The 25,823-nt window shown below is 51.7% G+C and carries 13 protein-coding genes; all 13 read right to left on the reverse strand.

Going from position 1 to position 25,823, the window contains the following annotated elements; genetic code table 11:
- Positions 1–34: 34 nt before the first annotated feature.
- Positions 35–1,687 (reverse strand): hypothetical protein, encoded by a 1,653-nt coding sequence (locus tag ACODR9_RS13215; protein ID WP_488809807.1) that lies wholly within the window; start codon positions 1,685–1,687, stop codon positions 35–37.
- A gap of 33 nt (positions 1,688–1,720) precedes the next feature.
- Entirely contained in the window at positions 1,721–5,083 is a 3,363-nt protein-coding gene (locus ACODR9_RS13220; protein ID WP_488809808.1) for a glycosyltransferase, read from the reverse strand.
- 17 nt (positions 5,084–5,100) lie between these two features.
- Complete coding sequence (gene wecC / locus ACODR9_RS13225) at positions 5,101–6,363, reverse strand: UDP-N-acetyl-D-mannosamine dehydrogenase (RefSeq protein ID WP_488809809.1); 1,263 nt, start codon at positions 6,361–6,363, stop codon at positions 5,101–5,103.
- Positions 6,364–6,444: 81 nt separating this feature from the next.
- On the reverse strand, positions 6,445–7,602 hold the full coding sequence (gene wecB / locus ACODR9_RS13230) for a non-hydrolyzing UDP-N-acetylglucosamine 2-epimerase (protein WP_488809810.1): 1,158 nt from the start codon (positions 7,600–7,602) through the stop codon (positions 6,445–6,447).
- Positions 7,589–9,376 (reverse strand): hypothetical protein, encoded by a 1,788-nt coding sequence (locus tag ACODR9_RS13235; protein WP_488809811.1) that lies wholly within the window; start codon positions 9,374–9,376, stop codon positions 7,589–7,591. The genes wecB and ACODR9_RS13235 overlap by 14 nt, the downstream gene beginning before the upstream one ends.
- Entirely contained in the window at positions 9,373–11,391 is a 2,019-nt protein-coding gene (locus tag ACODR9_RS13240; RefSeq protein WP_488809813.1) for a coiled-coil domain-containing protein, read from the reverse strand. The genes ACODR9_RS13235 and ACODR9_RS13240 overlap by 4 nt, the downstream gene beginning before the upstream one ends.
- 19 nt (positions 11,392–11,410) lie before the next feature.
- Positions 11,411–12,538: a KpsE/RkpR family capsule polysaccharide export protein gene (locus tag ACODR9_RS13245; RefSeq protein WP_488809815.1), complete on the reverse strand. Its 1,128-nt coding sequence runs from the start codon at positions 12,536–12,538 to the stop codon at positions 11,411–11,413.
- Between the two features lie 41 nt (positions 12,539–12,579).
- The gene (locus ACODR9_RS13250; protein ID WP_488809816.1) at positions 12,580–13,242 is read right to left on the reverse strand and encodes an ABC transporter ATP-binding protein; all 663 of its coding nucleotides are present in this window, start codon (positions 13,240–13,242) and stop codon (positions 12,580–12,582) included.
- Complete coding sequence (locus ACODR9_RS13255) at positions 13,239–14,024, reverse strand: ABC transporter permease (RefSeq protein WP_488809817.1); 786 nt, start codon at positions 14,022–14,024, stop codon at positions 13,239–13,241. Before ACODR9_RS13255 ends, ACODR9_RS13250 begins: the two co-directional genes overlap by 4 nt.
- Positions 14,025–14,066: 42 nt before the next feature.
- Positions 14,067–15,251 (reverse strand): polysaccharide biosynthesis/export family protein, encoded by a 1,185-nt coding sequence (locus tag ACODR9_RS13260; protein ID WP_488809819.1) that lies wholly within the window; start codon positions 15,249–15,251, stop codon positions 14,067–14,069.
- A gap of 27 nt (positions 15,252–15,278) precedes the next feature.
- On the reverse strand, positions 15,279–16,595 hold the full coding sequence (locus tag ACODR9_RS13265; RefSeq protein ID WP_488809821.1) for an aminotransferase class I/II-fold pyridoxal phosphate-dependent enzyme: 1,317 nt from the start codon (positions 16,593–16,595) through the stop codon (positions 15,279–15,281).
- Positions 16,592–24,199, reverse strand: coding sequence for an SDR family NAD(P)-dependent oxidoreductase (locus ACODR9_RS13270; RefSeq protein WP_488809822.1), 7,608 nt, complete (start codon positions 24,197–24,199; stop codon positions 16,592–16,594). Before ACODR9_RS13270 ends, ACODR9_RS13265 begins: the two co-directional genes overlap by 4 nt.
- Positions 24,200–24,599: 400 nt before the next feature.
- Positions 24,600–25,451, reverse strand: coding sequence for a metal-dependent hydrolase (locus ACODR9_RS13275; protein ID WP_488809823.1), 852 nt, complete (start codon positions 25,449–25,451; stop codon positions 24,600–24,602).
- Positions 25,452–25,823: the final 372 nt, after the last annotated feature.

A 25,823-nucleotide genomic window follows, 5' to 3' on the forward strand; every position in this document is an offset into this window, starting at 1 on the left:
ATTTAAGTATAATAATTAACTATTTTTCAATAGCTTATTCAGAAATTTTCTCAAGAACAAGTAGGGAATTTGTTCCGGCACATGTAGAATTCCTGTCAAAAAATCCTGCCATACGAAATAAGCCACCCTTAAACCCACAGCGCAGACCATCAATATCAACTCTAGGACTTGCCTTAAATCTTTTCATAAGATAATTAGAAACCCCATACTCATCACTCAAAGGAGCCTCTCTAGGAAAATCAATGGCAATAAAAGTTCCAATAGAAAATGATTGGGCCAAAGCACGGATTTCAGAAGACCAGAATTTAACAAAGTTACTGAGATCAGGCGCCTCAACAAAAACAATATTACGGCCATCAATATTCAATCGTGCCGACACCTCAACATTAGAAGATATTTCCCCCGTCACGATAACAGCACTAGTATCATGTCGATATTTTTTGGAAATGCCCTTCACACCATTATTTACCTTACGGTCTTTAACCTTAGATTGTCTGGCAGGCACATCAAAACCTTGCAAATCCTCAATAGCATCATAAATGAAAATTTGACGCGATTTAAAACCCATGCTTCTCTTAAACAAATCTATACCTGAAGTTTTATTCTCACTTACATACAAATAATTTAAATATTTAACTTCTTTTTTATTCTCAACTAGATAATTAACCGCACAGTACAGGTTAAAATTCATCACCCCATCATTCAAATTATCATTATGACAGAGGATGTGATTAATCTCTGCCAACTGCCCGAAAATAAACAAAGTTATATATGAAACAAGCTTCTCCCCCAAAAACACACCAACAAATATTTCATCATGGTGATGACAACCTACTTTGCTGCGATCAATCACAAACTTTGGTGGATTAGTGTGAAAATACTCAGGTATGCTTCTTCCCTGTCGCATAGGATCAGAAGTTCTCACCTCATAAATATCTTGCCCAACTTCTGATGGATCAACTTTTTTAAAATAATAACCAAGCCTCCGAGCTTTGGATATCATGTTTCTTGATTTATCACCAATCTCATATAGCCACTCAGAAATATCAGTAGGGACTCTCAACAACGCGGGTTGGCCTCGATGCAAAACAGCGGGAAAAGACTCTCTCCCATTACTCAATAAAAGACTATCTCTTCCCAAATGATCACCCCAACGCGAGGCAAACCCGTCCATTGAGTCAAACCACTTATTAAAATGAATACAACACTCACGCCCACAGTTGAATTTCAGAATATTCGCATTAATAGCTACGGCACCTGATGGTACAGTGACGGGCCCCTCCCCCTGACGGATCGAAGAAGGCAGATTAACGTTAATACTTGTCGAATCGGATGAAACTGCATTCAACCCTTTAATATAAACAGGACTCTGAGTGCAAAATGGAACCAGCCACACTTCGCCAACAGAAGGTGAGACTTTAAAAGTCATAAAAACCCTCTCCTCCTGCATGTGAGGCTTGACATACTTATAAAATCCGTACTCAGAAGAAACAAAACCCAATCGGCCAGCTTCCTCCTGAGAAAGTTCATCTCCCTTGATAACCAATAGTAAATTTGCACCTGGCTTTGAATCAGACCAGTAACAACAGAAATCAATACTAAGTTCAAACTCTATTTGAGAGTTTACCGAAAATAACACTTTCCCGACATTAGGGATTTTAGTGAGCCATGGAAAATTAAAATTCATTTTAATATCACCTTATCGCACATCTCTGAAAAGTCACACAAGCAAACTTAACTCTTGGGAAACAATGCGAATTTTATCACTTTGACATCTAACTCGTTTAGCTGCACTAATTGACATAGCGGTAAATAATGTAGAACTTACATACAACTGTTCTATTCCTTTGGCTAAGTTAACTGAATCATCTTCCATTGCAAGCATTCCACAGGTTTCGTCAACAAACTCCGGAATAGCAGCTACCGCATTAGTTACAGGCACCAAACCAGAAGACATGGCTTCATCACGAGAAACACCCTGGGTATCCGTGCGGGACGGCACCAGAAATATCCCATACTCTTTGTGTAACTCTGCGATTTCCAACTGACTAAGAAAACAGCGCTCAATGATAATATTAGGGAAGCCTCTTAATGGTTTTAAGGTTTCCTCAAACAGTTTTCCATCACCAATTATTCTAAACTCAAGCTCATTGAAAAATGGTTGTTTAGCCAACTGCAAGATAGCCTCGACACTTAAATCGTTGGCATAGGTTCGGGAGGCATAGGGGCGGATGGAAAGAATGCGCTTGCGCTGTTCAACCGGCTTGGGCTGATAGGAAAATAGATCGGTATCAATCGGATTATGAATAATAGTGTAGCGATCTTCCGGAACACGGAAACCCAGGTCTTCAAATACTTCTTCGGCAAAGTATTTTGATACAAAAACCAGCTGCAGGTTTTCCGGGAAAGGCTGCAGCATTTCACGCCAGAAAGCCATGCGAAGGGCACTTTCCCTGATCGCTTTATTACGATCCTGTTCGTTCTCTAAATTAAATTCTCGACGATGCCAGGGCTGGATTTCTGCACCATGCAGCCAGATGGTTTTCCTGATGGCTGGGAATTCTTTCAAGACCTGCCACATTTCCGGCGACAGGAAATGCACCAGGACATTGCGGTACTTGCCGGATTCCAGCAGCTTGTGCAATGCCTGCTGGCTGCCGGTTACCACATCGACATTCTGGAATTCGTGATAGCTGATTGCATCATCAGGACGCAGCCGGAATACATCTACCAGTACTCCCCGTTCTGCATAGGCTTTTACCCGGCTATGGACAAAACCGTTGCGATACAAGTCTTCATAGCTGGGGTAGTGATTGGTCAGCAGCAAGGTACTGCTACGGCCCAGCAGACGTGCAGGCTCCTGCTTGCGATGGCCCCACAGCAGGTTTTTCACTGTCGCTTGCCCGCTGCCGGAAACGCGCCAGCCGAAGCGGACAAAGGCGGTTCCCTCTGCCAGTTTGGCTGAGTGATTGCGATTGGCGGTATGAATACTGTGGCCAAGCTTCTGCTTGTTTGCATCCAGACACAGGAATACATACTGGATATTCAAACCGGGTGTTGCATCCAGGAAGGTCTCCAGCGTGCCAACAGCTGGCAGCTGTTTTACCGGGATATCCTCACGGGCATAGACATATTCATGTTTGCCATCTGGCAAGCTGGATGTAATCAGCAAACCGGCTGGATCGATGGCAAAGCCCAGATGTGGATGCTTGTGCAGCTTGCATAGTGAATTAAGCTTGCTGGCATTCCATTTCGGGAGACGGGCTTCATCAAATTCGGCGGGGCCGATCTGCTCGGCAGCACGCTGTATTTCCTCAATACTCAGGCCCAGATCCAATGACAGGTCATCCACCCGCTCGGTGATGACATCGTGCTCAGCTGCATGCTGTCCATCACGACAGTAATTGAAGGGGTCAATCGCCAGGCCGGGTTCAGGCCACATGCCTTCTGCAGCCTGCTGCAGCCAGTCGAGCAACGGGGTCTGCAAGGTTAGCCGCTGTACGCTCGCCAGGCTGCCGCGACGGGGAATTTCCACATTGTCGTGGTAAGCAATATCAGGCTGTTTCTGCACCACTACGCCAGCCTGGTAGTGAAAATGTGCCGGCTTGCCAATCAGCGTGGCCTTGGCATAACCCGTGGCAATGGCCATATCCAGCAAATAGTTCTTGCCGTAATAATCGGCAGGATGCAACGGTGCCAGCCACTGCCCGGCAGAAACGACGTCGGCAAGGCGCAGCGGGCTGGCGGCTGGTAATGTCAATACCCGGATCTGGCCGGCATCTACACCGGCCAGCATATCTGCGGTCACCGGGACGCTACTGACCAGCAAGAGTTGGCGCTGTGTGTAGGTCTGCTGTTTGAAACTATCCACGATACGGCGACAGTCTTCAGCGGAATTGGCCAGTGCAAGCGCCACGATCTCCGGCCCGCTGGCAGACTGTTTCCTGCCAAGGGCGCGGCTGGCAATGTATGACCAACGATGCTGGTATGTATGTTCCAGCATGACTTTACGCAAGCCAGCCAGCCGCAGCTTCTGCTCGTTTTCGCCTTCCAGTGCTTGCAGTCGTTTGATGATTTCCTGCCCGCTATCACTGGACACCACCAGATCACCAAACAGCGTACGTACACCACGCGAAAAGTTGCTTACCGTTACGGTATTGGAGCCGAGCAATTCGTAAACACGGCGAGCAAACATGGTTTGCGATTGCTTGATTGAGTTCAGATTGATTGCATAGCGATAACCCTTGTATGCCTTGTCAATTTCATTGAAAGGCAGAGTTCCTACAATAAACGGCTGATAATTGGTCGGAAACTGGTAATTGACATCATCCTTGCCAAAATTCCGATCGTAAATTTCCAATGGCTTGAACTTTGGAAATTCTTCGATATATGCTTCCAGATCCTTGGTCCGCTCCGGGTAACGAACATAATATGCACCGGCAAAGCAGAAGGCATCTTTTCGCTGGTAATACTCAATAGGGTTATGAATACCCTGCTGGCAGGCAAATGGCAGCAGATAAACCCGCTCATGTCCCAATGCAGCTTTATAGCGTGCAATGCAGTCGATATCTGTCGTAAAGACATAATCAAACTGCTGGGCGGTGGTCAGGAAGGTTTCAAAGTGAATCGGGTCTTCCTTGTTCCAGAAAATGCTGGGGATATTTCTATCGCGACACCACTGCAATGCAGCCCGCAGCTCCTCGCTTAAGGTGCCGATCTTGCGATCCCAACGATTATCCTTGCCACGCCAGGCCGACTCGATAAACAACAGATCAGGATTAAAATTCTGCAATTCATCGATAACATGTTCCGGGCTGAGCTGAAACAACTGGCATTCCGGGTTGTAGCTATGGAAAGTAAACTCATCCATAACACATGCAACTTTTATCTCACCCAAAGACAAATCATTACAATCTCGCCGTCCTGACTTTTCCAGGCGGCTCTGGCATATCTTGATATTGGCGCTAAAAAAATCGAAACCGATTTTTTCTGCCAGTTCATGATACACATTCAGGGCACGATGATACTGACCTGCGGCATAATCAGTTGCTGCCTGCTTTACCAAGGATTTATTCAAAGACACACCATTTCCCTTCAATACTAGGCAAACAAACCTACAACATCCAACAGGCTGGCGTGATTGCCGATTACTTGTTTGGCTGCAGTAAATTCCCGGTGTTTGACCAGTACGCAAATTACATCAGCTCTCGCCAGAGCCTCGTCCAGTGAAACTAGGCTGATATTTGGCTGTTGCAATGAAACGGGCAGGCTCTCAATATTTGGCTCCACCACCAACAGCTGGCTGAAAAGCTGGCCAAGCTTACCGGTAATTTCCACCGCAGGGCTTTCGCGCAAATCATCGATATCCGGCTTGAAAGCAAGTCCAAGGCACGCAATGCTGATATCAGCCATCGTCATGCCTGGTTTTTTTCGTAGAACATCACCAATTACGCTTTTTATTTTTGCAACAACCCATTCCGGCTTTCCATCATTCACTTCACGCGCAGTACGAATAATACGTGCCTGTTCTGGTGTGGTATCTACAATAAACCATGGGTCAACTGCAATGCAGTGGCCGCCGACACCCGCTCCGGGCTGCAGGATATTGACGCGTGGGTGGCGGTTGGCCAGTTGAATCAGCTCCCACACATTGATATCCAGCTTGTCGCAAATCAGTGAGAGTTCGTTGGCAAAGGCGATATTGACATCGCGGAAGCTATTCTCTGTCAGCTTGCACATTTCTGCGGTACGGGCATTGGTGGCTACCAGTGCACCTTCGACAAAAGTTTTGTACAGCGCGATAGCCATGGCGGAGGCTGCCTTGGTCATCCCACCGATTACCCGGTCGTTACTAACCAACTCATGCACCACGCGGCCCGGCAGTACGCGTTCCGGACAATAGGCAATCTGGATGTCGGCCTCTTCGCCGGCTTGCTGTGGGAAGCTTAGGTCAGTGCGGGCAGCCGCCAGCCAGGCAGCCAGTTTCTCAGTCGCCCCCACCGGCGAGGTTGACTCGAGAATTACCAGATTACCCTTTTGCAATACCGGCGCCAGTGCGTGCGCAGCCGCTTCGATATAGCGCAAATCTGCCTTGTGCTCATCCATGAAGGGGGTTGGCACGGCGATCAGGAAGGCATCCGCAGGCTCTGGCCGTGTAGTGGCGCGCAGATAGCCTTCTGCAACGGCTGCATGTACCAGAATATCGAGTTCTGGTTCGACAATATGAATCTTGCCCTGATTGATGGTATCGACCGCATGCTGATTGATATCAACACCGATGACATGTTTTTTTCTAGAGGCAAACAACGTGGCCGTCGGCAAGCCGATATAGCCCAAACCGATCATGGAAATGGTATTAAACATGAAACTAATCCAAAATTTATTTTTACAATGACAATAGGGTGTTCGCGGTCAAGCGAATGGAAAAGCGGTGTGTCGGCTTACTTATGCCGCACCTGTATAAGACTTCAGGATGTCCTTTATTCGCATGGCGGCCAGGCCATCTCCATAGGGATTATGGCCGCGCGACATATGCAGATAGGCGTCCTGATTGTCCAGCAGGTGGCATGCTTCGCGAATGATGGTGTTACAGTCTGTGCCAACCAATTTGACCGTTCCGGCTTCGACCGCCTCCGGGCGTTCTGTGGTGTCGCGCATCACCAGCACTGGCTTACCCAGCGAGGGGGCTTCTTCCTGGACACCGCCGGAATCGGTAATCACTAACTGGCAACGCTGCATCAGGTAGACAAAGGGTAGATAGTCTTGCGGTGGAATCAGGTGCAAACCGCGTACACCAGACAAAATGCGCTGCACAGGCTGCTGGACATTCGGATTAAGATGCACCGGGAAAACCACCTGCACATCACCTCGTCCTGCAATTTCACGTAGGGCATGACAGATGTTTTCAAAACCGGAACCAAAATTCTCGCGGCGATGTCCGGTAACCAGAATGATGCTTTTGTCTGATTGCAGGAAATCAAAACGGCTAGCCATATCGGCACTGACACGGTTATCGCTTTTTACCCGCTCGGCCACGTCCAGCAAGGAGTCGATTACTGTATTGCCGGTAATATGAATGCTGGCGGCATCCACGCCTTCGCGCAGTAGATTGGCATGTGCTTGTTGGGTGGGTGCAAAATGAATGTCAGCTACTGTACCGGCAATGCAGCGGTTCATTTCTTCCGGCCAGGGTGAATATTTGTCATGTGTACGCAGTCCGGCTTCCACATGTGCAACTGGAATTTTGGCGTAATAGGCGGACAGACTGGCGGCCAGTGTGGTGGTGGTGTCGCCATGTACCAGGATGATGTCCGGCTTCCACTGCTGGTAAATGGTGCGCATGCCAAGCAAGACATTGCAGGTGATATCGCTCAGGTCCTGCCCCGGTTTCATCAGGTTGAGATCGAAATCCGGCTGGATGGAGAATATTTCCAGTACTTGGTCCAGCATTTCCCGATGCTGGGCGGTTACGCAAACCTTGGCTTCAAAAAATGGGTCTGCCGATAGTGCCTTGACAACAGGCGCCATCTTGATCGCTTCCGGGCGCGTACCAAATACCGCCAAAACCTTTAATTTTGCTTCACTCATATTATTTCTCTGCATTTTCAAAATTTAACCGTAACAGGCAGGCTTTTTTCTCAAGATGATTGAATTCGATATGCTGGTATTTTATTTTTCTCTCATCCAATAGGGTCATCCAACGTCTGACTATTTCTTGCTCTTCCTGCCGCAAATAATCATCCATCAGAAAATCGACACGATCATTTTCACCACAGCTTGCGAGAACCTGAGGCAAGGCTGGATAACGCGCATGCTTGCCCACGGCAGATGGCGGGCCATCAACGATCACCAGTATCCGGCGCATTGAATCCCCCATTTCCTGCCGGTAATTGCGGATGGCTGCACCACAGGAATAATATGCAAAGGGCTCATCCCCCTTGGATTGCCAGCTTTCCAGTGGGGCCAGTACTACATTGGCGTAGCGTTGTAAACCAGACTGGGTAATCAGCTTGCGGGTTTTACCTGCGTATTCATCAAGGTGATCAAAAGTCAGCAGGCTAACTACGGAGCCATCCTGGCGCCGTGCAGCACGCTCCAGTGCTTTGGCCACGATCAGGGATGAAGTACCGGAACCGAACTCGATAATGCCGTCATAGGCATTCTGTTCAATCAGGTTGATCAGCAGGACGCCGAAGTCTGGGCTAATTGGCCATTTATGCATATCAGGCAAAATTGTTTCGTCGCCCAGATAATGCTGTAAGCGGATACAGGCCTCCAGCTGACGCATGGAGTTTTCAACACTGTTTCTGCTGGAATTTTCCAGTTTGCTGATTTTTTCTTCAAAAAATGCAATCAGTTCTTCGTTATCCTGTTCTTTCAGGGTAAATACAGTCTTTTTCAGATCAATACTTCCCTCTCCAGCCAGCCGAATACCAATTGCAAGCGCTTCAACATGAGGAAGTGTGCGGAATGCCAGTCGAAAACGGCCGTTAGTTACCGGAACAGATTGGGAATCTTCCCGCTTGCCACCGGCGTATTGAAACAACCAAACCACGGGCTTGTTATTACCTTGCTGCGCGATAGTCCCACTGAGCAAATAGGCGGTATCTGCCGGCAGTATGAGTTGTTGTTCCTGTGGAGGCTTTTCAAAATTGCCATTGCCATTGCTGACCAAATACATAGGCGCATTGTTTTCGGTTTTGTATTCCAGCAGTTCAGGTTTGGCGTTCACCCGGTCTGGCTTGTTGCTGTTAAACCCCACGCTTATGGTTGCGGCATTGTCCAGACGGAATGTCAGGCTGAGGCAATATTCAGACTTGCTGACGGTTTGGCTAGTAATCTGTGCCGTGCCGGTAGGTGCAGATGCCGGAACGGCAAGCAGTTTGGCGACGACATCGATTTGCGCTAGCTGCTCGTTCTGGCGAGCCTTGGCCAGCAGCCGGATATCGGCTCCCGGCGTACCCACTCCTACCGATGACTCGAAGTGCTTGAGCATGCGCACTTGCTGTCCGGTCAGCGCTGATGCACGTCCCAGGCTGTTGTGTACCCCGGCAATCAGGATTCGGGCCAGGTTGGTTTTGCTCGCGCCCCAACGGGTGGCAAAACGCAGCAACTGCTGAGCCTCATGCACATTGCCGCTTTGCAAATGCCCAGCGGCCACAAACAGCGCCAGCTTTGCCCGATCAGGGTGGTGCTGGATGGTGTCGAACAGGATGGCTGTCAGGCTTTCCCAGTCGCCAAACTGCCATTGACTACGGGCACGTTCGACCAGATGTTCGTCAAAGGGAACCAGTGATTGTGGTGAGTCTCTGTGCAGTTGCTCATCCAAGCCGTCATGTAATGCGCTATTTAGCCCCTTGCCTTCTGCCGCGGTCACAGCCCCTCCTCCTTCAGGACCATTACCTTGATCAGATCAAGCTGCGCCTCTGCACGGACCAGCTCTTCCTGCATGTGTTGCTGGCGAACGATCAACTCAGCCTCAGATTCCTGACGTTGCTGGATCTGCACTTCCAGCTCGCTGATACGCTTGTTGCGCTCATTGAGTAATTTGGATTGATCGTCACTGCGCGCAGCAAGACCTGCAATATCGGCTTCCAGCTTGGCCTTGGCTTGCTGTAATGCTTCGATGGCATTACGTTGCTGGGCGGCAAATGTCTGACGCTCAGCTTGAACTGTACTCAGCTCAGTCTGCAGCGCGGCCAGCTGTTCAGCCTGCGCATGCTTGTCCTGTTCCAGGACTGCATTCACTTGCTGCAAAGCGTCGATGGCGCGAGCCTGCTCTAGGGCATAGGCAACACGTTCAGCTTGTAGCCTGTTCAGTTCGGACTGCAGCGCGGTCAGCTGTTCAGTCTGCGCATGCTTGTCCTGTTCCAGGACTGCATTTACTTGCTGCAAAGCGTCGATGGCGCGAGCTTGCTCGGAAGCGTAGGCAGCACGCTCGGCTTGTACCGTGTTCAGTTCGGACTGCAGCGCGGCCAGCTGTGCAGCCTGCGCATGCTTGTCCTGTTCCAGAACTGCATTTACTTGCTGCAAGGCGTCGATGGCGCGAGCTTGCTCGGAAGCGTAGGCAGCACGCTCGGCTTGCGTTGTTTCCAGTTCAGCCTGCAGAGCCGCCAAGGCAGTCTGACCAGATTGCAGCTGCTCAGCCTGCTTCAGTTCGGCTGTGGCTAACTGCTTGAACAGGCTCTCACGCTCATGCTCCAAAGCCTTTGCGCGACGGCTGTACTCGTCACACTGGGCCAAAAGCAATGCTTTTTCCTGCTCAACCGCAACAACCTGCCGATGATGGTTTTCTGCAGCCTCTTGCAGTTGGTGCACTTGAGCAAGCAGCAGATGTTGCTCTTCTTGCAGTTGGGAGTTTTCCTGCTTCAGGGTCAAACCATTTTGGCTAATGAGCGCCAGTTCACTTTGGCTCTCGGCAAGTGCGGCCTGCTGCTGCTGGAATCGCTGCTGCCAACTGTCAGCATCCTGTTGCCACTGGGCCTGTTCCCGCTTGAGTTGTGTGATTTCTCGCTGACTGGCTTCCAGCTGTTGTCCTTGTGCGGCAGACTGCTCAGTCAATTGCCTGATCGTTGCCTCTACTGTGGCCCGCTTTTCGGCATAACCGGTTTGCCGCTTCGCCTGCAACTTGCGCCAGTATTCGGCCTCATGTCTTACCTGGCGGATTTGCTTGGCCTCAGACTCGCTGATCTGGATATCGGTGGGCAATGCTTCCAGCATAGCTTCAGCTTCTGCAAGCTCACCGGCTTCGTGCAGCCGAAAGGCCAACCATTTCAAGCGGTAGGGTTTGGGATCCAGTGCATAAGCGCGGCGCGAAAACTCGGCTGCATGGCGACTGTCCTTGTTTACCAGGCTGCGTGCCAGGGCGGTATAGGCATTAGCCTGGATCAATGGTGAGCTTGCCGATTTTTCCAGCAAAGCCTCTACCGCAGGCAGGCCTCCGGCCCCCCAGGCCTCCACCACCTTGCCAAAACTCTTGCCCCCCAATGCTGCCGGTGGCTGCTTGTGATAAGAGCGCCATACTCTCCACAGCTTGCCGGGCAAGGACCACAGGCTGGCAGGGCGATCTACGCTCTGGATCAACAGTGTCCCCAGCTTGCGGTTAAGGCCACCTGCGCTTTCGCACTGATACAGCTGTGCCAGCACTTCCAGCTTGGTTTGCAAGCGCATGTTTTCTGCCAGGACATCTGGCATTTCCTCATCCACCCAAAGCAATTTCTGGCCAGATGGCAAGATTCCCACAGTTGCATCATTAGCCTGATGCAACCGCTCCAGCTCTTCCTGTACCAGATGCAACTGTTCGATAAGCATTTTGTTTTCATCAGCCAAGGCTTGCGACTGACTCTCGACGGTAGCTGGCCCAGACTTGCTCAGATTCTGAATTTTTTGCATGGAGGTTCTCAGGAAGTCATCAATCTAGGTGGTCCAGCACAATGCCTTCCAACAACTTGAGCGTGCCTGCCAGCATGGCGGCGATGATCAAGGTAGCCAGAATGTTGTAAAGGCGGCGCGGTTCAAGCGGAAACTCCGGCAGGCTTGGGGATTGCAATACAGAAACCTTGTCCAGCATGCGTGCTGCATCGAAACGCCCCTTTTCCAGGGCTGCCAGCGACGACTTGTACACATCCTGTTTGAAGGCTGCGTCCATCTGCAGACGATGGAACTCTTCCATGGAAACGTTCAACGTTTTGCCTGAAGGGTTTGCCAAACGTGCTTTTTCCTGAGCGATCTGGCTGTTCACCGAACTGATAGCCTGTCGGAGCATGACCAGATTGGGGTGATCCGCATCCAGCGACTTGGGCAAGGTGGCCAATTGGGTTTGCAATTGGGCACGCTGGCTTTCCAGTCCGGAAATAATGCTACTGATGCTTTCCGCCGTCGCCTGGGGAGAGAGCAAGCCCTTTTTGTTCTGGTATTCCACCAGTAGTTGATTAGCCTGCTGTGAACGCTGCTGTGAAATATGAACCTGATTGACCAGATAATTAACCTGCGTCTCGGCCATTTCATGGCCCAGCTGGTTCATATACCTTTCGCCCTCAGCAACCATTGCGGCAGCAATTGCCTGTGCGGTTCTCGCATCGTAGGCTTGCACTTTTACGCGCAGCACACCGGCAAACTCGTCATAATCGACACTCACCCGCTTTTCGAAATAGCGCTGAAACAGCTCCATCGGCGTGTCTTCTTGCCACAGCCGGGAAAATATATCGTACCGGCTATCACTATAATGGCGACGCAGCTTTAGTTTTTTATCCAGTTTTTTCAGCATATCCACAGACAATAGATATTCCCGCAGCAATAGCTGGTCTGGCCGGCTGGCCGACGACACCCCCGAAATCAGCAAGGGCAGGTCTACACTTTGCTGGGTGAGCGAATCCGTTTTTCGAATGATCATGCTGGCACTGGATTCGTAGCGATCCGAGGCAATAATCAACCAATAGCCACAAATCAATACGGCCAGAATGAATACCAGCTGAATCAGGCGGCTGAATATTCTGATCGAAAATAAATCACTGCGAATACTATTAAATAGTTTTCCCATACCAGTCAGTTTCTTTTCATTGCTTGAATTAGGGTGATGTATCATTTGGGCAAGGTATCTCGATAGGCCTTCAGCGCATCTTCGATATCATCGAACCAATGTGCCTTGCCATCATGAATCCAGACACCTGCCTGGCAAAAATCCCTGAGGGTGCCTTCATCATGGGCAACCATGATCAGGCCGGCCTGAGAAGTCATGGACTTGAAAGCATTAGCTGCCTTCTGTCTGAATGCGGCATCGCCGGCTGCTGTAACTTCGTCTGAGATATAAACATCAAAATCGAAAGCCAGCGACAAACCAAACTGCAGACGGGAGCGCATACCGGAGGAATAGGTACTGACGGGTTCATCAAATGCGGCACCCAGTTCGGAAAAATCCTGGATAAATGCTAATCGGTCTGCCAGATCGGCCTGGTGCCCATGAACACGGCAGACAAATTTAGCGTTTTGTCGCCCGCTTAGGGTGCCCTCCAGCCCGCCCTGCCCCATAGGCCACGAAACCTTGCAGCGACGCTCGATGCAGCCCTTGGTGGGATGATCGGCGCCGCCGATCATGCGCAACAGCGTGGATTTCCCCGCACCATTTTTACCGATAAGGCCAACATTCAAATGGCGGGGAATGGTGAAATTGACGCCTTGCAGCACCCACTTCCCCATGCCGTGCTCAGTTTTATAACGTTTGTGTACGTCGTTAACAATAATCATTGCGTCACCAGCTTTAAATCAAAGCGCCGGTACAGCATTAGTCCAAACAATATGCTGACCAGGGCCCAGCCATATAGATACGCCATGCTGGTGCTAGGCGCTGCATGGTAATACGGCGAATAAGCCTGTCTTACCAATTCGAGGCCATGGGCAATTGGATTTAACATCAACCAATCCTGATAGGGCTGCGGGATTGATCCTACTGGCATGATGACACCGGAAATAAGATAGAGCGGCATCATCAATATCTTGAGGATATGCTCGGTTTCTGGCACGAGTGCCATAAGTACCGACGAAATCAGCCCATACCCCACACCGAACAGCCATAACCCCAGCAGTGCTACCACAATCTGAATCAGGTTTGCCGGGATGACATCATGCCCAAGCAAGGCCGCAGCCAGCAAAATGATGGCTGAAACCAATACCATCAAGAAACCTTCCAGCCCACCACGCACAATAGCAGTATCAAATGGACGGACCTGGCGATATGCAAACATCGGGCTATTACAATCCACAGCGTACATCACCTGAATACCCGTACGGCGAAACAGGAAAAATGCCAGCATGCCGACAATAATCCATACCGTAGTATCTGCCCCGGCGATGCGATGCAGGCGCACTACGGTAAACAATGCGGTGATAAAGCCGATATGCATCACCGGCTCCATCAGCAGCCAGAACCAGGCTGCACGCATGTCAAACAAGCGGTCCAATGCCTCGCGCAGGAAAATGGCACGCCAGACATCAAGAGTAATTGCCAGCGGGTTTCTGGGCTCAGCCATATCGCCACCTGATATCACACATCGGGGATAACATCATTTTGCTCATTTGATTGAATTGTTGAGCGACACACTGGGCACGGCGACAGAAATAACCAGAGAAAGAAACTTCTGGAACTCTGCCACTGGAGAATTGGTGACATAAAGAACGTCACGATTCTGAATGGGGAAATTCTGTGTCACAAAGAATGAGGCGGGGTCACGCAAGTCCACCTGATAAACCACGGGAACCAGGCCATTGACCATGTTTTGCGGAGTTGGATTGCCTGCCAGCAGTTTTGGGTCTTCAAACCGGAAAATGAATACGCCACGCGCATCCGCACGCCCGTCGCTCAAACCACCAGAGCGAGCCAGCGCCTGGGCCAGAGAAATACCCTGTGCTTCAAACGGTATTTCGTCATTTTTGCCGGTTGCACCCAATACGGAAAAGCTGAGCGGCTGGTACAAGGCAGTGACCACATCACCGGGTTTGAGCATGATGTTCTGCTTGGGATCACGAATGATGGAGTCCAGCGCCATGGTGGTGGTTACATCACCACGGGATAGCTGGATAGCCATGCGACTGATCGGTTGCTTGACACCTCCGGCCAGTGCCAGGGCATCAATCAGGCGTTCTCCCTTGGGCGTCAGCGCCAAGGTTGCACTGGTTGATACATCACCCACCACAGTGACGTTTGACGTGTTGTTCTTGGCTACTCGTACCAGTACCTGGGGACGATTGGCCTTGCCGTGTAGTCGTTTGGTAATGTCATCGCCGATTTGATCTATCGTGCGTCCTTTTACCGCCACCTTGCCGGCAAATGGAATACTGATCATGCCTTCAGGAGACACCATCTGGTCTGGCAAGGTCACTGCCTGTGAAGTGGATGCAGCGGACTTGGCATCCAGTGAAACACCACCAAACAACATGGCTGGCTGAGCCTCCCAGATGGAAACCTCGATGATGTCACCCGGCCCGATCAGGTAATTATTGGAAGACTTGCTGGGAAACACATCAGAAAAACGGCCCACCTGCTTGGCCGCAGCCAGCTTCTTGGTGAGCGCATCATCCACATCGACCAGCTTGATTCCTTCTATCCGCTTGGTATCACGCGGGCTCTGGACCTGTTCACGACTTGGGCCACTTGCAGAAATCCAGCCAGGAAATGTTCCACAGGCACTCAATGAACAGAGTATTGCCACACTCAGCAAAGTGGCAGGACGGCGGATAAGTTGATTAACGCTATGCATGATGTTGTTCGTTCCAATAACTGACTGTCACACCAATTTGGAGATGGTCTGACAAACTGATTCAATATCCTGCTCGCTATGCAATGCGGAAAGGAAAAACCTTAGCCGTGCTGCTTTTTCCTCCACTGCCGGATAAACAATGGGCTGGACATTGATGCCCTGGTGAAACAGCTGGTTTGACAAGCGAACCGCCTTGATCGAGCTGCCGATGATGATGGGCACAATGGCATACCCTACGGCGAAACCGGTGTTGATGCCTCGCTGTTGCAGATTGCCCAGCAACTGCTGTCCGCGCTCCCTTAATGCACTGACGCGCTCGGGTTCGCGCTGCATGACACGCAGAGCCTCCAGCGAAGCTGCCGCCAGTACCGGCGACAAGCCGACACTGTAGACAAAGCCCGGTGCCGCATATTTGAGGTGCTCGACCAATGCCCGCTCCCCTGCGATATAGCCGCCACAGCTGGCCAGGGTTTTGCTGAGCGTACCCATCCAGATATCAACATCCTTGCCTGCTACGCCAAAGTGCTCATGGATGCCTCTGCCGGTTTTGCCAAGAACACCCAGAGCATGGGCTTCGTCCACCATCAGGAATGCTTTGTGGCGCCGCTTGATTTCAATCAGCCGGGGTAGATCAGGAAAATCGCCATCCATGCTGTACAGTCCCTCAACCACAATGAGCACCCGCTCAAACTGTGGCCGGATATCAAGCAGAATCTGTTCAAGCACGGCGATATCATTGTGTGGAAACGACCGGCGGGCAGCACCAGATAACTGAATGCCCTGCAAGATGCTGTTATGAATCAGGCTGTCATGAATGATCAGGTCCTTGGGTCCAAACAGGTAGCCAATCGTGCTGACATTGGTGGCATGACCACTGACGAATACAACGCAGTCCTCCACGTCATAGAGCCGGGCCAGCTCCTGCTCCAGCTCTCGCTGAATCGGTCTTTCCCCAGCCACCAGCCTGCTGGCTGATGCAGAAGTGCCATAGTGATCGATGGCTTGTTTGGCAGCCCGGTTTACCTCCGGGTGTCCGGCCAGTCCCAAATAGTTGTAGCTGGAGAAGTTGAGATACTCGGCCCCCCCAATACGCGTGGTCGCGCCAGCGACGGCCTCGTGCACCTTGAAAAAGGGATTGTCCAGACCCAGCTTGTCTGCCGCAGCTTTGGGTACCAGCATCTGCTCATAAGCAGGATGGCGATCAAAACGGGTATGTGCTTCCGGGATGGCAACACTGCCCGCTTTCCGCTCTATCGGAAGACCTGGCCCCCTGCTGCTGGCTTTCTTGCCCAAAATACGATCGATCAGCTGTATTTTGGATTTTTGTACGAGTTCATTGCTCATAAGATCAAACTGGTCCCCGACTGCGCCAACTTGCGCGCCTCTTCATTTAACTGCTGCACATCGTCCTGGCTCAGACCTTCACCGTGCTGGCGTGCAAGCCCTGCAACGACATCCGCCATATCCTCGGACCCGGAATCTTCCGCAGCCAGCAGCTTTTCCATGATGCGGGCGGTCACATTGTTGGCAGTAGGAGAGTCGTTAAGCATCATCACGGGCAGCTGAACGCCAAAACGCTGCTCAAGCCCCATGGCTAATTCCACGGCCATCAGCGAGTCCATACCCAAGTCATGGAGTGAACGGTTGTGCTCGATACGATCAGCACCGATGCACAGGATATTGGCCACTTCCTGCACTACCAGGTCGCGTATCACCACCTCGACCTCTGCCGGCGACTTGCCGGCGATCAGGGCTCGAATGTCGATTGACTCACCACCGTGGCCGGCATCCTGTCGATTGAGATTAAGAATGCTGAAGCGATTACTGGAAGAGCCCGGCAGCAGCTGTGCCAGTACGTTCCAGTCGAAGTTGGCCGGGATAAAGAGCGCATTATTCTCGGCCAGAGCCCGGTCCAGCTGTGATAGAGCCGTTGCTGTGGTCAGGGCCGCACGACCCAAACGCTGCTCCAGTCCATCCTTTACCGTCTGATGTCGATTCAGGTAGCCAGCATCTGCAATCGGTCCCCACGCAATGGCAATCGCTGGCAAGCCCATGCGTCGGCGCATTGCCACCAAGCCTTCCAGGCCGGCATTGGCAGCCACATAGTTGGCTTGCCCCGGATTACCAATCGCGGTGGTGACCGAGGAGTACAGAACAAAATGCTTTAGTGAGGTAAGAGGCAACGTTGCCTGATGCAAATGCCATGCACCCAGCAATTTGGTATTCAAAACCGACTGAATACTCTGCGTATCAAGATTACCGATGAGTTTGTCGTCAAAGACGGCCGCAGCATGCAAAACGCCCGCCAGGGGTGGCAGAGTGCGCTGGATATCCTCCACCAAGGCGGTAACAGCCTGCCGATCGGTCAAGTCGCAGGCACGTACCGAAACCTGGACCCCAAGAGCCTGCAAGCTTCTTAGTGCATCGTTTATACCCGGGGTATCCAGACCACGGCGGCCAACCAATACCAGGCTTCGTGCCCCACGCGCAGCCAACCAACGGGCTGACTCCAGACCAAAACCAGAGGTCCCGCCAGATACCAGCCAGCTCACATCCGGCGCAATGTGGAATGTGGCAGCCGGCACAGGTGGCAGGGAGATGGCAGGCCGGCTACCGTTCTGCGAGACCACGATTTTGCCGATATGCCTTGCCTGCTGCATCACGCGGAAAGCATCAACAACGCGGCTGGCCGGTAGGCTCCGATAAGGCAATGGCGTCAGTGCCTGCTCGTGGAACAAGGCCATGACTTCACGGAAAACCTGTGCTGCAAAAGCAGGCCGCCCGGTCAGCAGTTGATCCGCATCGATACCGAAATAGCTGATGTTGTCCTTGAAAACCCTCAGGCCGATCGGCGTATTCTCAAAGAAATCACGCTTGCCCAGTTCGAGGAAACGGCCAAATGGTTTGAGTACATCAAGACTGCGCCGCATGGCTTCACCTGCCAGCGAGTTGAGTACGACGTCGACGCCCTCCCCGCTAGTTACCGCCAATACATCGTCGGCAAATGACAGACTGCGGGAATCAAACACATGATCGGCACCCAGCAAGGCAACAAAGTCTCGTTTTTCATCGCTGCCAGCAGTCGCGAATACCTCGGCACCCAGGCGACGTGCCAACTGGATGGCCGCAATCCCGACACCACCGGCTGCACCGTGAATCAGTACGCGTTCGCCTGCTTGCAGGTCTGCCAGTTTTTTGAGTGCGTAATACACGGTAAGGAATACCGTAGGCACCGTAGCGGCCGCTTCAAAGCTCCATCCTTGTGGAATACGCTCCAGCGCATCTGCTCTTGTGACAACATGGCTGGCAAAGCAGGAAGCACCAAAGCCCATGACGGCATCACCCGGCGACAATGTACTGACCTTGCTTCCTGCCCGGGTGACTACACCAGAAAACTCAAGCCCCAGGCTGGCACCAGCAAAACCCTTCTCGACGGCTTCGTCGGGAAGCAGACCCATCAAGTACATGACATCACGGAAGTTCAAGCCGGTTGCGCGGGTTTCCACCTCTACCTGATGCTCCTGCAAGCCCTGCTCGTCTTGCGGTAGCCAAAGCAGATTGCTCAATTTTCCTGGCACATGGAAATCCAGGCGGTAGCGCGCATCAGGTGCCGCTGAAACGCTGGATGCCTCCTCGCACTCTGTTAGCATTGGGCAGTAGCGCGCATCGGAGGTCAACACCACCTCATTAATGCCTTCCGAATAGAGCAATTCGTTAGCCAAGCGTCGTGCCAAGTGCGGCTCTGCCGGATCACAGTGCAAATCGATGACTCGGCAAGACAGCTGTGGACATTCATTCATCACAACGCGGGCATAACCCCACAGCGCAGATTGAACCGGATTGGACTGCGGGCCATCGCTCAGGCCATCCAGCAAACCACCTCCGCACGAAACCAGGCTCAGCTGTGGAGTCCTGCTACCTACCGACTCCAGTAGGCACACCAGCTCATGCAATTTGCTGACGGCAACCGCAGCATGCTCGACGGCATCATCCCAAGCCAGCAAGTGGACAATATGGTCTGGCACATGGCCACTCATGTCATTTGCTTCACGGGCAATGACAACTTGCTGACCAGCACTTTCCAGTTGCAGCCGCAGCCGCTCTGCCATCTCGGCAGAGGAGGCATCTGCGAGCAGCAACCAAGATGCCGGCGACAGGGTGGTTAAGGGCAGGCGGCTGACCTCGCTGCGACGGCCCAGCAGTAAATATGCCCCCTCAGCTAGCGCCTCCGCAGCGGGCTCGATGACGGTTTCGACATCGACATAGCCAGCCTCGATCATTGCCTGTGACCAGACTTCCGGAGGCTGCAGTGCCGCATGCGGTACTGCAGCCTCTCCCTGCGAATCGTGCCACCAAGCCGGATTCAACCCTTCCAGCAAACTGGCGCACCAGTCCGGATGGCGCTCGGCCAGCACCAATACGCCACCGCAGGCAAGCAACTGGTCAAACTGTGCCAGTGCTGCACGCGCATCGTTTCCCCTATGCAATACATGCCGCAGGACAATCACATCGTAACGATCAGGCAAGGTCTGGTTGGCAGTCAGATTGAGTGTTGCCCTATCAAATGTAGCCACAGTGACATTGGGGCAATCGTGATATTCACCCTGCTGTCTGGCAAGCAGAGCGTCATCCGACTGCGCCAGAACATAATCAAACTGATCTTCCGCCAATGAGCTGATCAGTACATTGGGCAGATCGCTGTGTCCGGCAGCCAATTCCAGCACACGCAAACGACGCGACGCTGGCTTGCTGGCGGCCAGACTGGCCATCACACCTTCCAGCGCATGCCGTACACCCAGATAGGCAGGGTCGTCGCCATACAGGACCTCAGCCACAGGAGAGTGCTGCAATTCCTCTTGCAGTTTTGCGGCATCCAGCGAGCCATCAAGCAAACCTGGCAAGGCACGTCCGGCCCGACCCAACAGGGCAAGATGCGGCAGATAGTCAGGTGTATCTCGCAGCAGTGTTTGCCAGAGCTCTTGCGCTGGAGGCAAATCGGCAGCACTCTCGATATGCCAACGTCCTGCCTCCTGCCGCAACAGGCCCTCACCACTCAGCAAATCGGCTAGCCAGCGCGCGTACGGTGTGGCAAGTCGTGTGCTGAATGCCTGGAACCAGTCATCCGGTCGCTGCTGCGCCAGTTGCCGGAATGCTTCGTAAGCAAAGGAAAGAACCAGTACCTCACTGAGAGGCAGGGTTTGCTTGAACCAGATCTGACGTTCATCAGCCAGACGACAAAGTACGTGCAGTGCCGATGAAACCGCATCGGGCAAAGCCATATGCGAAAAATTGTCAGCCTGTGCGTGAGGGGTCAGCCAGGGCAACATGCGCCAGTTCGACACTTTATTCAGGGTATTACGCTTGAGATACGCGGCACGGAAACGACAGCCGGCAGCCTTGGCAAGCAATTGACCCGAGGCATCGAAAAGTTCGAAATCCACCATGACCGAACGCGTACCTCTCCTGCGCAATAAGGCGCGGAAATACGCAACATCACCTTGCGCGCACCGCTCGATACGTCCCATCTTGACTGGTAGGAGTGCAACACCCTGCACGCCACGGGCGGCATCGCCAATGAAATTCACCAATGACTGAAAACACAGGTCCAGCACGGCGGGGTGCAGCAGATATTGGTCCTGTGACAGCGCTGGCGGCAACTCCACTTGAGCCTCCAGCAGGTCTTGACCAAAACGCGCATTCAACAATCCCTGGAAAGCCGGGCCATAATCCAGCCCCAACTGGGATGCCAGTCGATAGTGGGTTTCCCTGTCATGGGTGATGGCGGATTGAGCCGGGGCGGCAATGCCGGCGGACGGCAGCCTGTCGACAGCGGCAAGCAACCGGCCAGCCGCATGGATTGTCCATTCATCGTCACTCAGTCGCTGACGGCTCTTGATCTGAAAACCATGATCACGCGGATTCAACGTGAAACGCAGGCTACGAGCATGCTCACCATCAAAAACCATGGGAGCGACAATATCGAGTTGCTCGACAACGAAGTGCTCTCCGCCGCAGTACTCACGGGCTGCTGCCAGAGCCATCTCGGCATAGGCAGATCCCGGATAAACAATAGCCCCGCCAACTTTGTGGTCTGCCAGCCAAGGCAGCACCACCGGGTCAAGCGTGTTTTCCCATGCCTGATCTGCATCCTGCAGACGCCACCCCAGCAAAGGGTGTACACGTCGCCGCGCAATAGAACGCAAACCTTCACTGGTCCACGGCATCCAGTGGCGTTCGCGTTGCCATGGATAGCTTGGCAGACTGACATATTCACCTGCTACGGGGAAATAGCTCTGCAGTTGGGGAGCCGTCTGTTGCAGTTGCACCCGCAAAGCAGCCTCCTGCAATCTGGCTATATCATCATCATTGCGCCGCAGCGTCGGGAGAACCCGCCCTTGGATATCAATGGAAGCCAGACATTCGCCGATATAACGCTGCAAAATGGCATGCGGGCCAATTTCGACAAAAACACGACAGCCCAGCCCTGCCAACTTCTCTATTGCCGCAGAAAAACGGACAGGTTCCCGGATATTGCGCCACCAGTAGTGCTGATCAAGGCCGCTCCCATCCATCACATCCCCGGTCACCGTGGAGACAAAAATAGACTGGCAGGCAAGACTGGTTTTCAAACCAAAGAGGCGCCCTGCAAGATCGGACTCTACCGGATCCATCTGACTGCTGTGGAAGGCATAATCCAGATCCAGCAAGCGGAAGAATACTCCTTGGGTCTCGACGGCCTGCTGCAAGAGCAACAAGCTCTGAAGGCTGCCAGATAGCGTGACATTGCCAGGACTGTTGATACCGGCGATTTCCACATCCAGTCGACCCACTTGCCGGATAAGGGCATCCGCAGCCTCACTGGACATACCCAGTGCAGCCATGCGGCCCTGGCCTCGCATCAGTCCCTGGGCCTGGCTTCTGGCGCAAATCACGCGAATGGCCTGCGTAAGATCAAAGGCGCCCGAGGCCCACGCAGCGGCAATCTCACCCACGCTATGGCCAGCCACGGCAAACGGCTTGATACCCTTCGCACGTAACATCATGGTGAGTGCCACTTGCATGGCAAACAACAAGGGCTGGGCAACGGTCGTATCATCCAGCCTGGCGCTACCAGCTACCGCCCGAAGCTCCTCGAGCAAAGAGAAGCCCGCCTGAGGCTGCATCGCGGCATCCAGATCAGTCATGATTGCAGCAAACTGCGGGGAGTTCTCCAGAAGAGTCAGCCCCATTCCCACCCATTGGGCACCGTTGCCGGAATAAACGAAAGCAAGCTCGCCGCATTGCGGTAAGGCATCCTCACGGTAAATCCCATTTGCCGCTTCGCTTTGCGCGTACTGACTGAGTTGTTCTACTACGTCATGTAGTGATTCGGGCTGGATGGCAAGACGCTTCTCCAAGCATTCGCGACCAAAGGCTGCCGCATGGGCAATGTCATAATAATCTTTGGCCGTTTTATCTTGCAGCAGATCTGCATAACGCTGCGCCATAGCCTGTAAGGCAGCATCCGAGCGCGCAGAGAGAAAAAGCGGCGGCAATATCGGCGCTGCATACTCGCTGGAATTTACAGGTGTCTCGGCAAAACCTTGCAGCAAGACATGTGCATTGGCTCCGCCAAAGCCGAAGGAATTCAGCCCAGCGACCAGCGGTCTGCCATTCTCGGACGCGAGAGATTTGTACTCGGTGATCAACTCCAGGTTGAGCGCCTTGAAATCAATGCGTGAATTTGGTTTTTCCAGATGCACCGCAGCTGGCAGTGCCTGATTTTTGAGCGCCAGGATCGTTTTGATCAAGCCAGCCATGCCAGAAGCTGGCTCAAGGTGGCCAAGATTGGCCTTGACTGAGCTAATGGGGAGGGCACGGGTGCGCGCCAGGCCGTAAACGCGGGATATCGCTTCGGTCTCGATGGGATCGCCAATGGCAGTGCCCGTTCCATGCGCCTCAATAAAATCGACATCATCTGCGCGCAGGCCGCTACGAGCCAATACAGCGCGCATCAACTCAGCCTGTCCTTCGCTGCTCGGTATGGTTATACCGGTTTTGCGCGCGCCATCGGCATTTACACCGCTGGCAAGAATCACCGCGTGGATATCGTTGCCATCGGCCAACGCCTCATCCAGCGGCTTCAGAATTAATACTGCGCCGCCTTCGGAACGGACATAACCATCACCCGAATCATCAAATGTTTTGCAACGGCCATCAGCAGATAGCATGGACGCTTTGGTAAAACCAACAAAAGGATGTGGGTGCAGCAGGAGATTCACCCCCCCCACCAGCGCCGTAGAAACTTCCCCAGAACGCAGGCTGTTACAGGCTTGGTGCAATGCCACCAGCGAAGATGAGCAGGCAGTATCAACTGCAAGCGACGGGCCATGTAAATCGAATACATAAGAAATGCGATTAGCCGCAATACTGAGCGTATTGCCGGTCATCGAATGAGAGGTCATGACAGCCAAGTCATCCAGGCCTCTCATTCCATAATCAAAACCGGAAATACCCACATATACAGCACAATCAGAACCAGCAAGTGCGGATGGAAGGATTTTGGCATGCTCCATCGACTCCCAAGCCAGCTCCAGTAAAAGCCGCTGCTGCGGATCCAGAACCGCAGCCTCACGCGGAGAAATTCCAAAGAAATCGGCATCAAACTCATCAATACGCGACAAAACTCCGGCAGAAAATGTAATGCTGCGTCCTGGCTCGGAACGTTTGTCATGCTGTAACTCGTTTACGGCCCAACGATCAGTCGGCACTTGAGTAACGAGGTCACATTTCTGTTTGAGTGCTTCCCAGAATTGTGCATCATCGGCTAGATCTCCTGGAAATCTGAAGGCATAACCAACGATGGCTACCGGGCTATTTGACGGAGTAGAACATTCGACATCCACAGCGTTAGTCAGGGAGGTGCGTTCGTCTGTATTTAACTTACTGTCCTGAATCATTTCATCCATCTAAGCGCATCTCTACCATAAAAACCTGAAAATTCATCAACCAGTCACTCAAACGGGTCATTTGCAGACATACACCCACTACATGACCCTCAGGAGCGAAGCCAAGACAATTACCCAAACCCCAAAAGCAAACATTTCCATACTTAAACTAACAAATATTTACACTTCAGCGCGCAAAATCCCTTTTGCGACTTGCTTAAGACAAAACCAACACCACAAAAAACAAAAAACTACTTACACCTAACTATCCAGCCCGAGCCATCAAGAAAAATAAAAATAACAGAAAATTTCTCGCAATCAATCCAAGCAACGTCACGGCCCGGCAATATCACGGACAAATACACCACCTATCAATTAACCACCAAAACAATGAGAATCCCGAACATAAAAAACACACATCCTATTTGCCGGATTTAAAATCAGGAGAAACTCCAAAACCAGGAAACCGCCGCTTCCAGTCCTCTATACTCTGACTATTATCGTGATTCCAAGGATGAAAAGATGGCTTGTAATAATCTAAGTAGAGCTTCCATGGAATCAGGGAGCTAACTAGCGATGCCGTATTCGTCTTCAGATTAGGGGCCACGGCGACAGGCTGAATAGGCAGCAGGCGACGCTTGTTTCGTCGAACAAGGAGTACGCCGGCACTGATAACCAACACACCCAGTACAGTTACAAGAAACATTGCCAAGATACGCATCAGGTAGGCCGCAGGACCACGCCCGATTTGTTCTTGATACACATCGAAACACACTGCCTTATGTTCGGTTTCCTCTACTGCATGCCATGCCCACAACTTGGCAAAATCCGGATGAGCCCGCTCAATGATATAGTCAAGATAATGAAATAGACTATCAGCCAAGATAGCGGTGAAATGTTCAATTGCACAGCTAATGGCCAACTGAAATGATGCAGAGAAAACCTTTCTAAACCCATTCAAAACAATATGCCCAAGTCGATCGGCCTTCCATCCTTCAGGATATATTGTAAGCAGCGCCTTATTGCAACGCTTATGCACACTAGTATGCATGGCTTCCTGATAGATAAAATTTCGCACCTGAATTTGCAAATTTTCATCTCGAATACTACTTTTATAATGCGATACCGAATCAATAAAGAATTTTTCACCTGATGGAAAGAAGAACGAGATGGTATCCAAGAAAGTTTCAACAATTGGCTCTCCAGGCAACCACCCAGAAGCGCTGGCAGAGTCAAATTCAATATCAACACGCCGCCTGACAATATCAACCATTCAATCAATCTCAACTTAAATGAACAATCAAAAAATATTACCTTGCAAATTCAATAACCATGCTAAATAGAATTAGGAGAAATAAAGCCATTCATACATTTCTCTTGATGGTACTCATCCGACCCTGCGACAAGTCAGGGTGGACCACCTCGCTACGCACGATCTGCAAGCACAAGGTGGTGCTCATGCACCTCTCAACACAAAAATGCCATTGACATTAAAAATGTTATAAAATTTGTCAAAAAGCATTAAAAAAAATGCCAAATCACTTTTAAAGCACAGAGATGCATCATGATATCCTGATGTGACGTCTCAATACCAGTCATTTGGCACTAAAAAATACATTCAGATTCACCTTGGCATACCAATGGC

This window comes from Aquitalea sp. FG25, assembly GCF_057809375.1.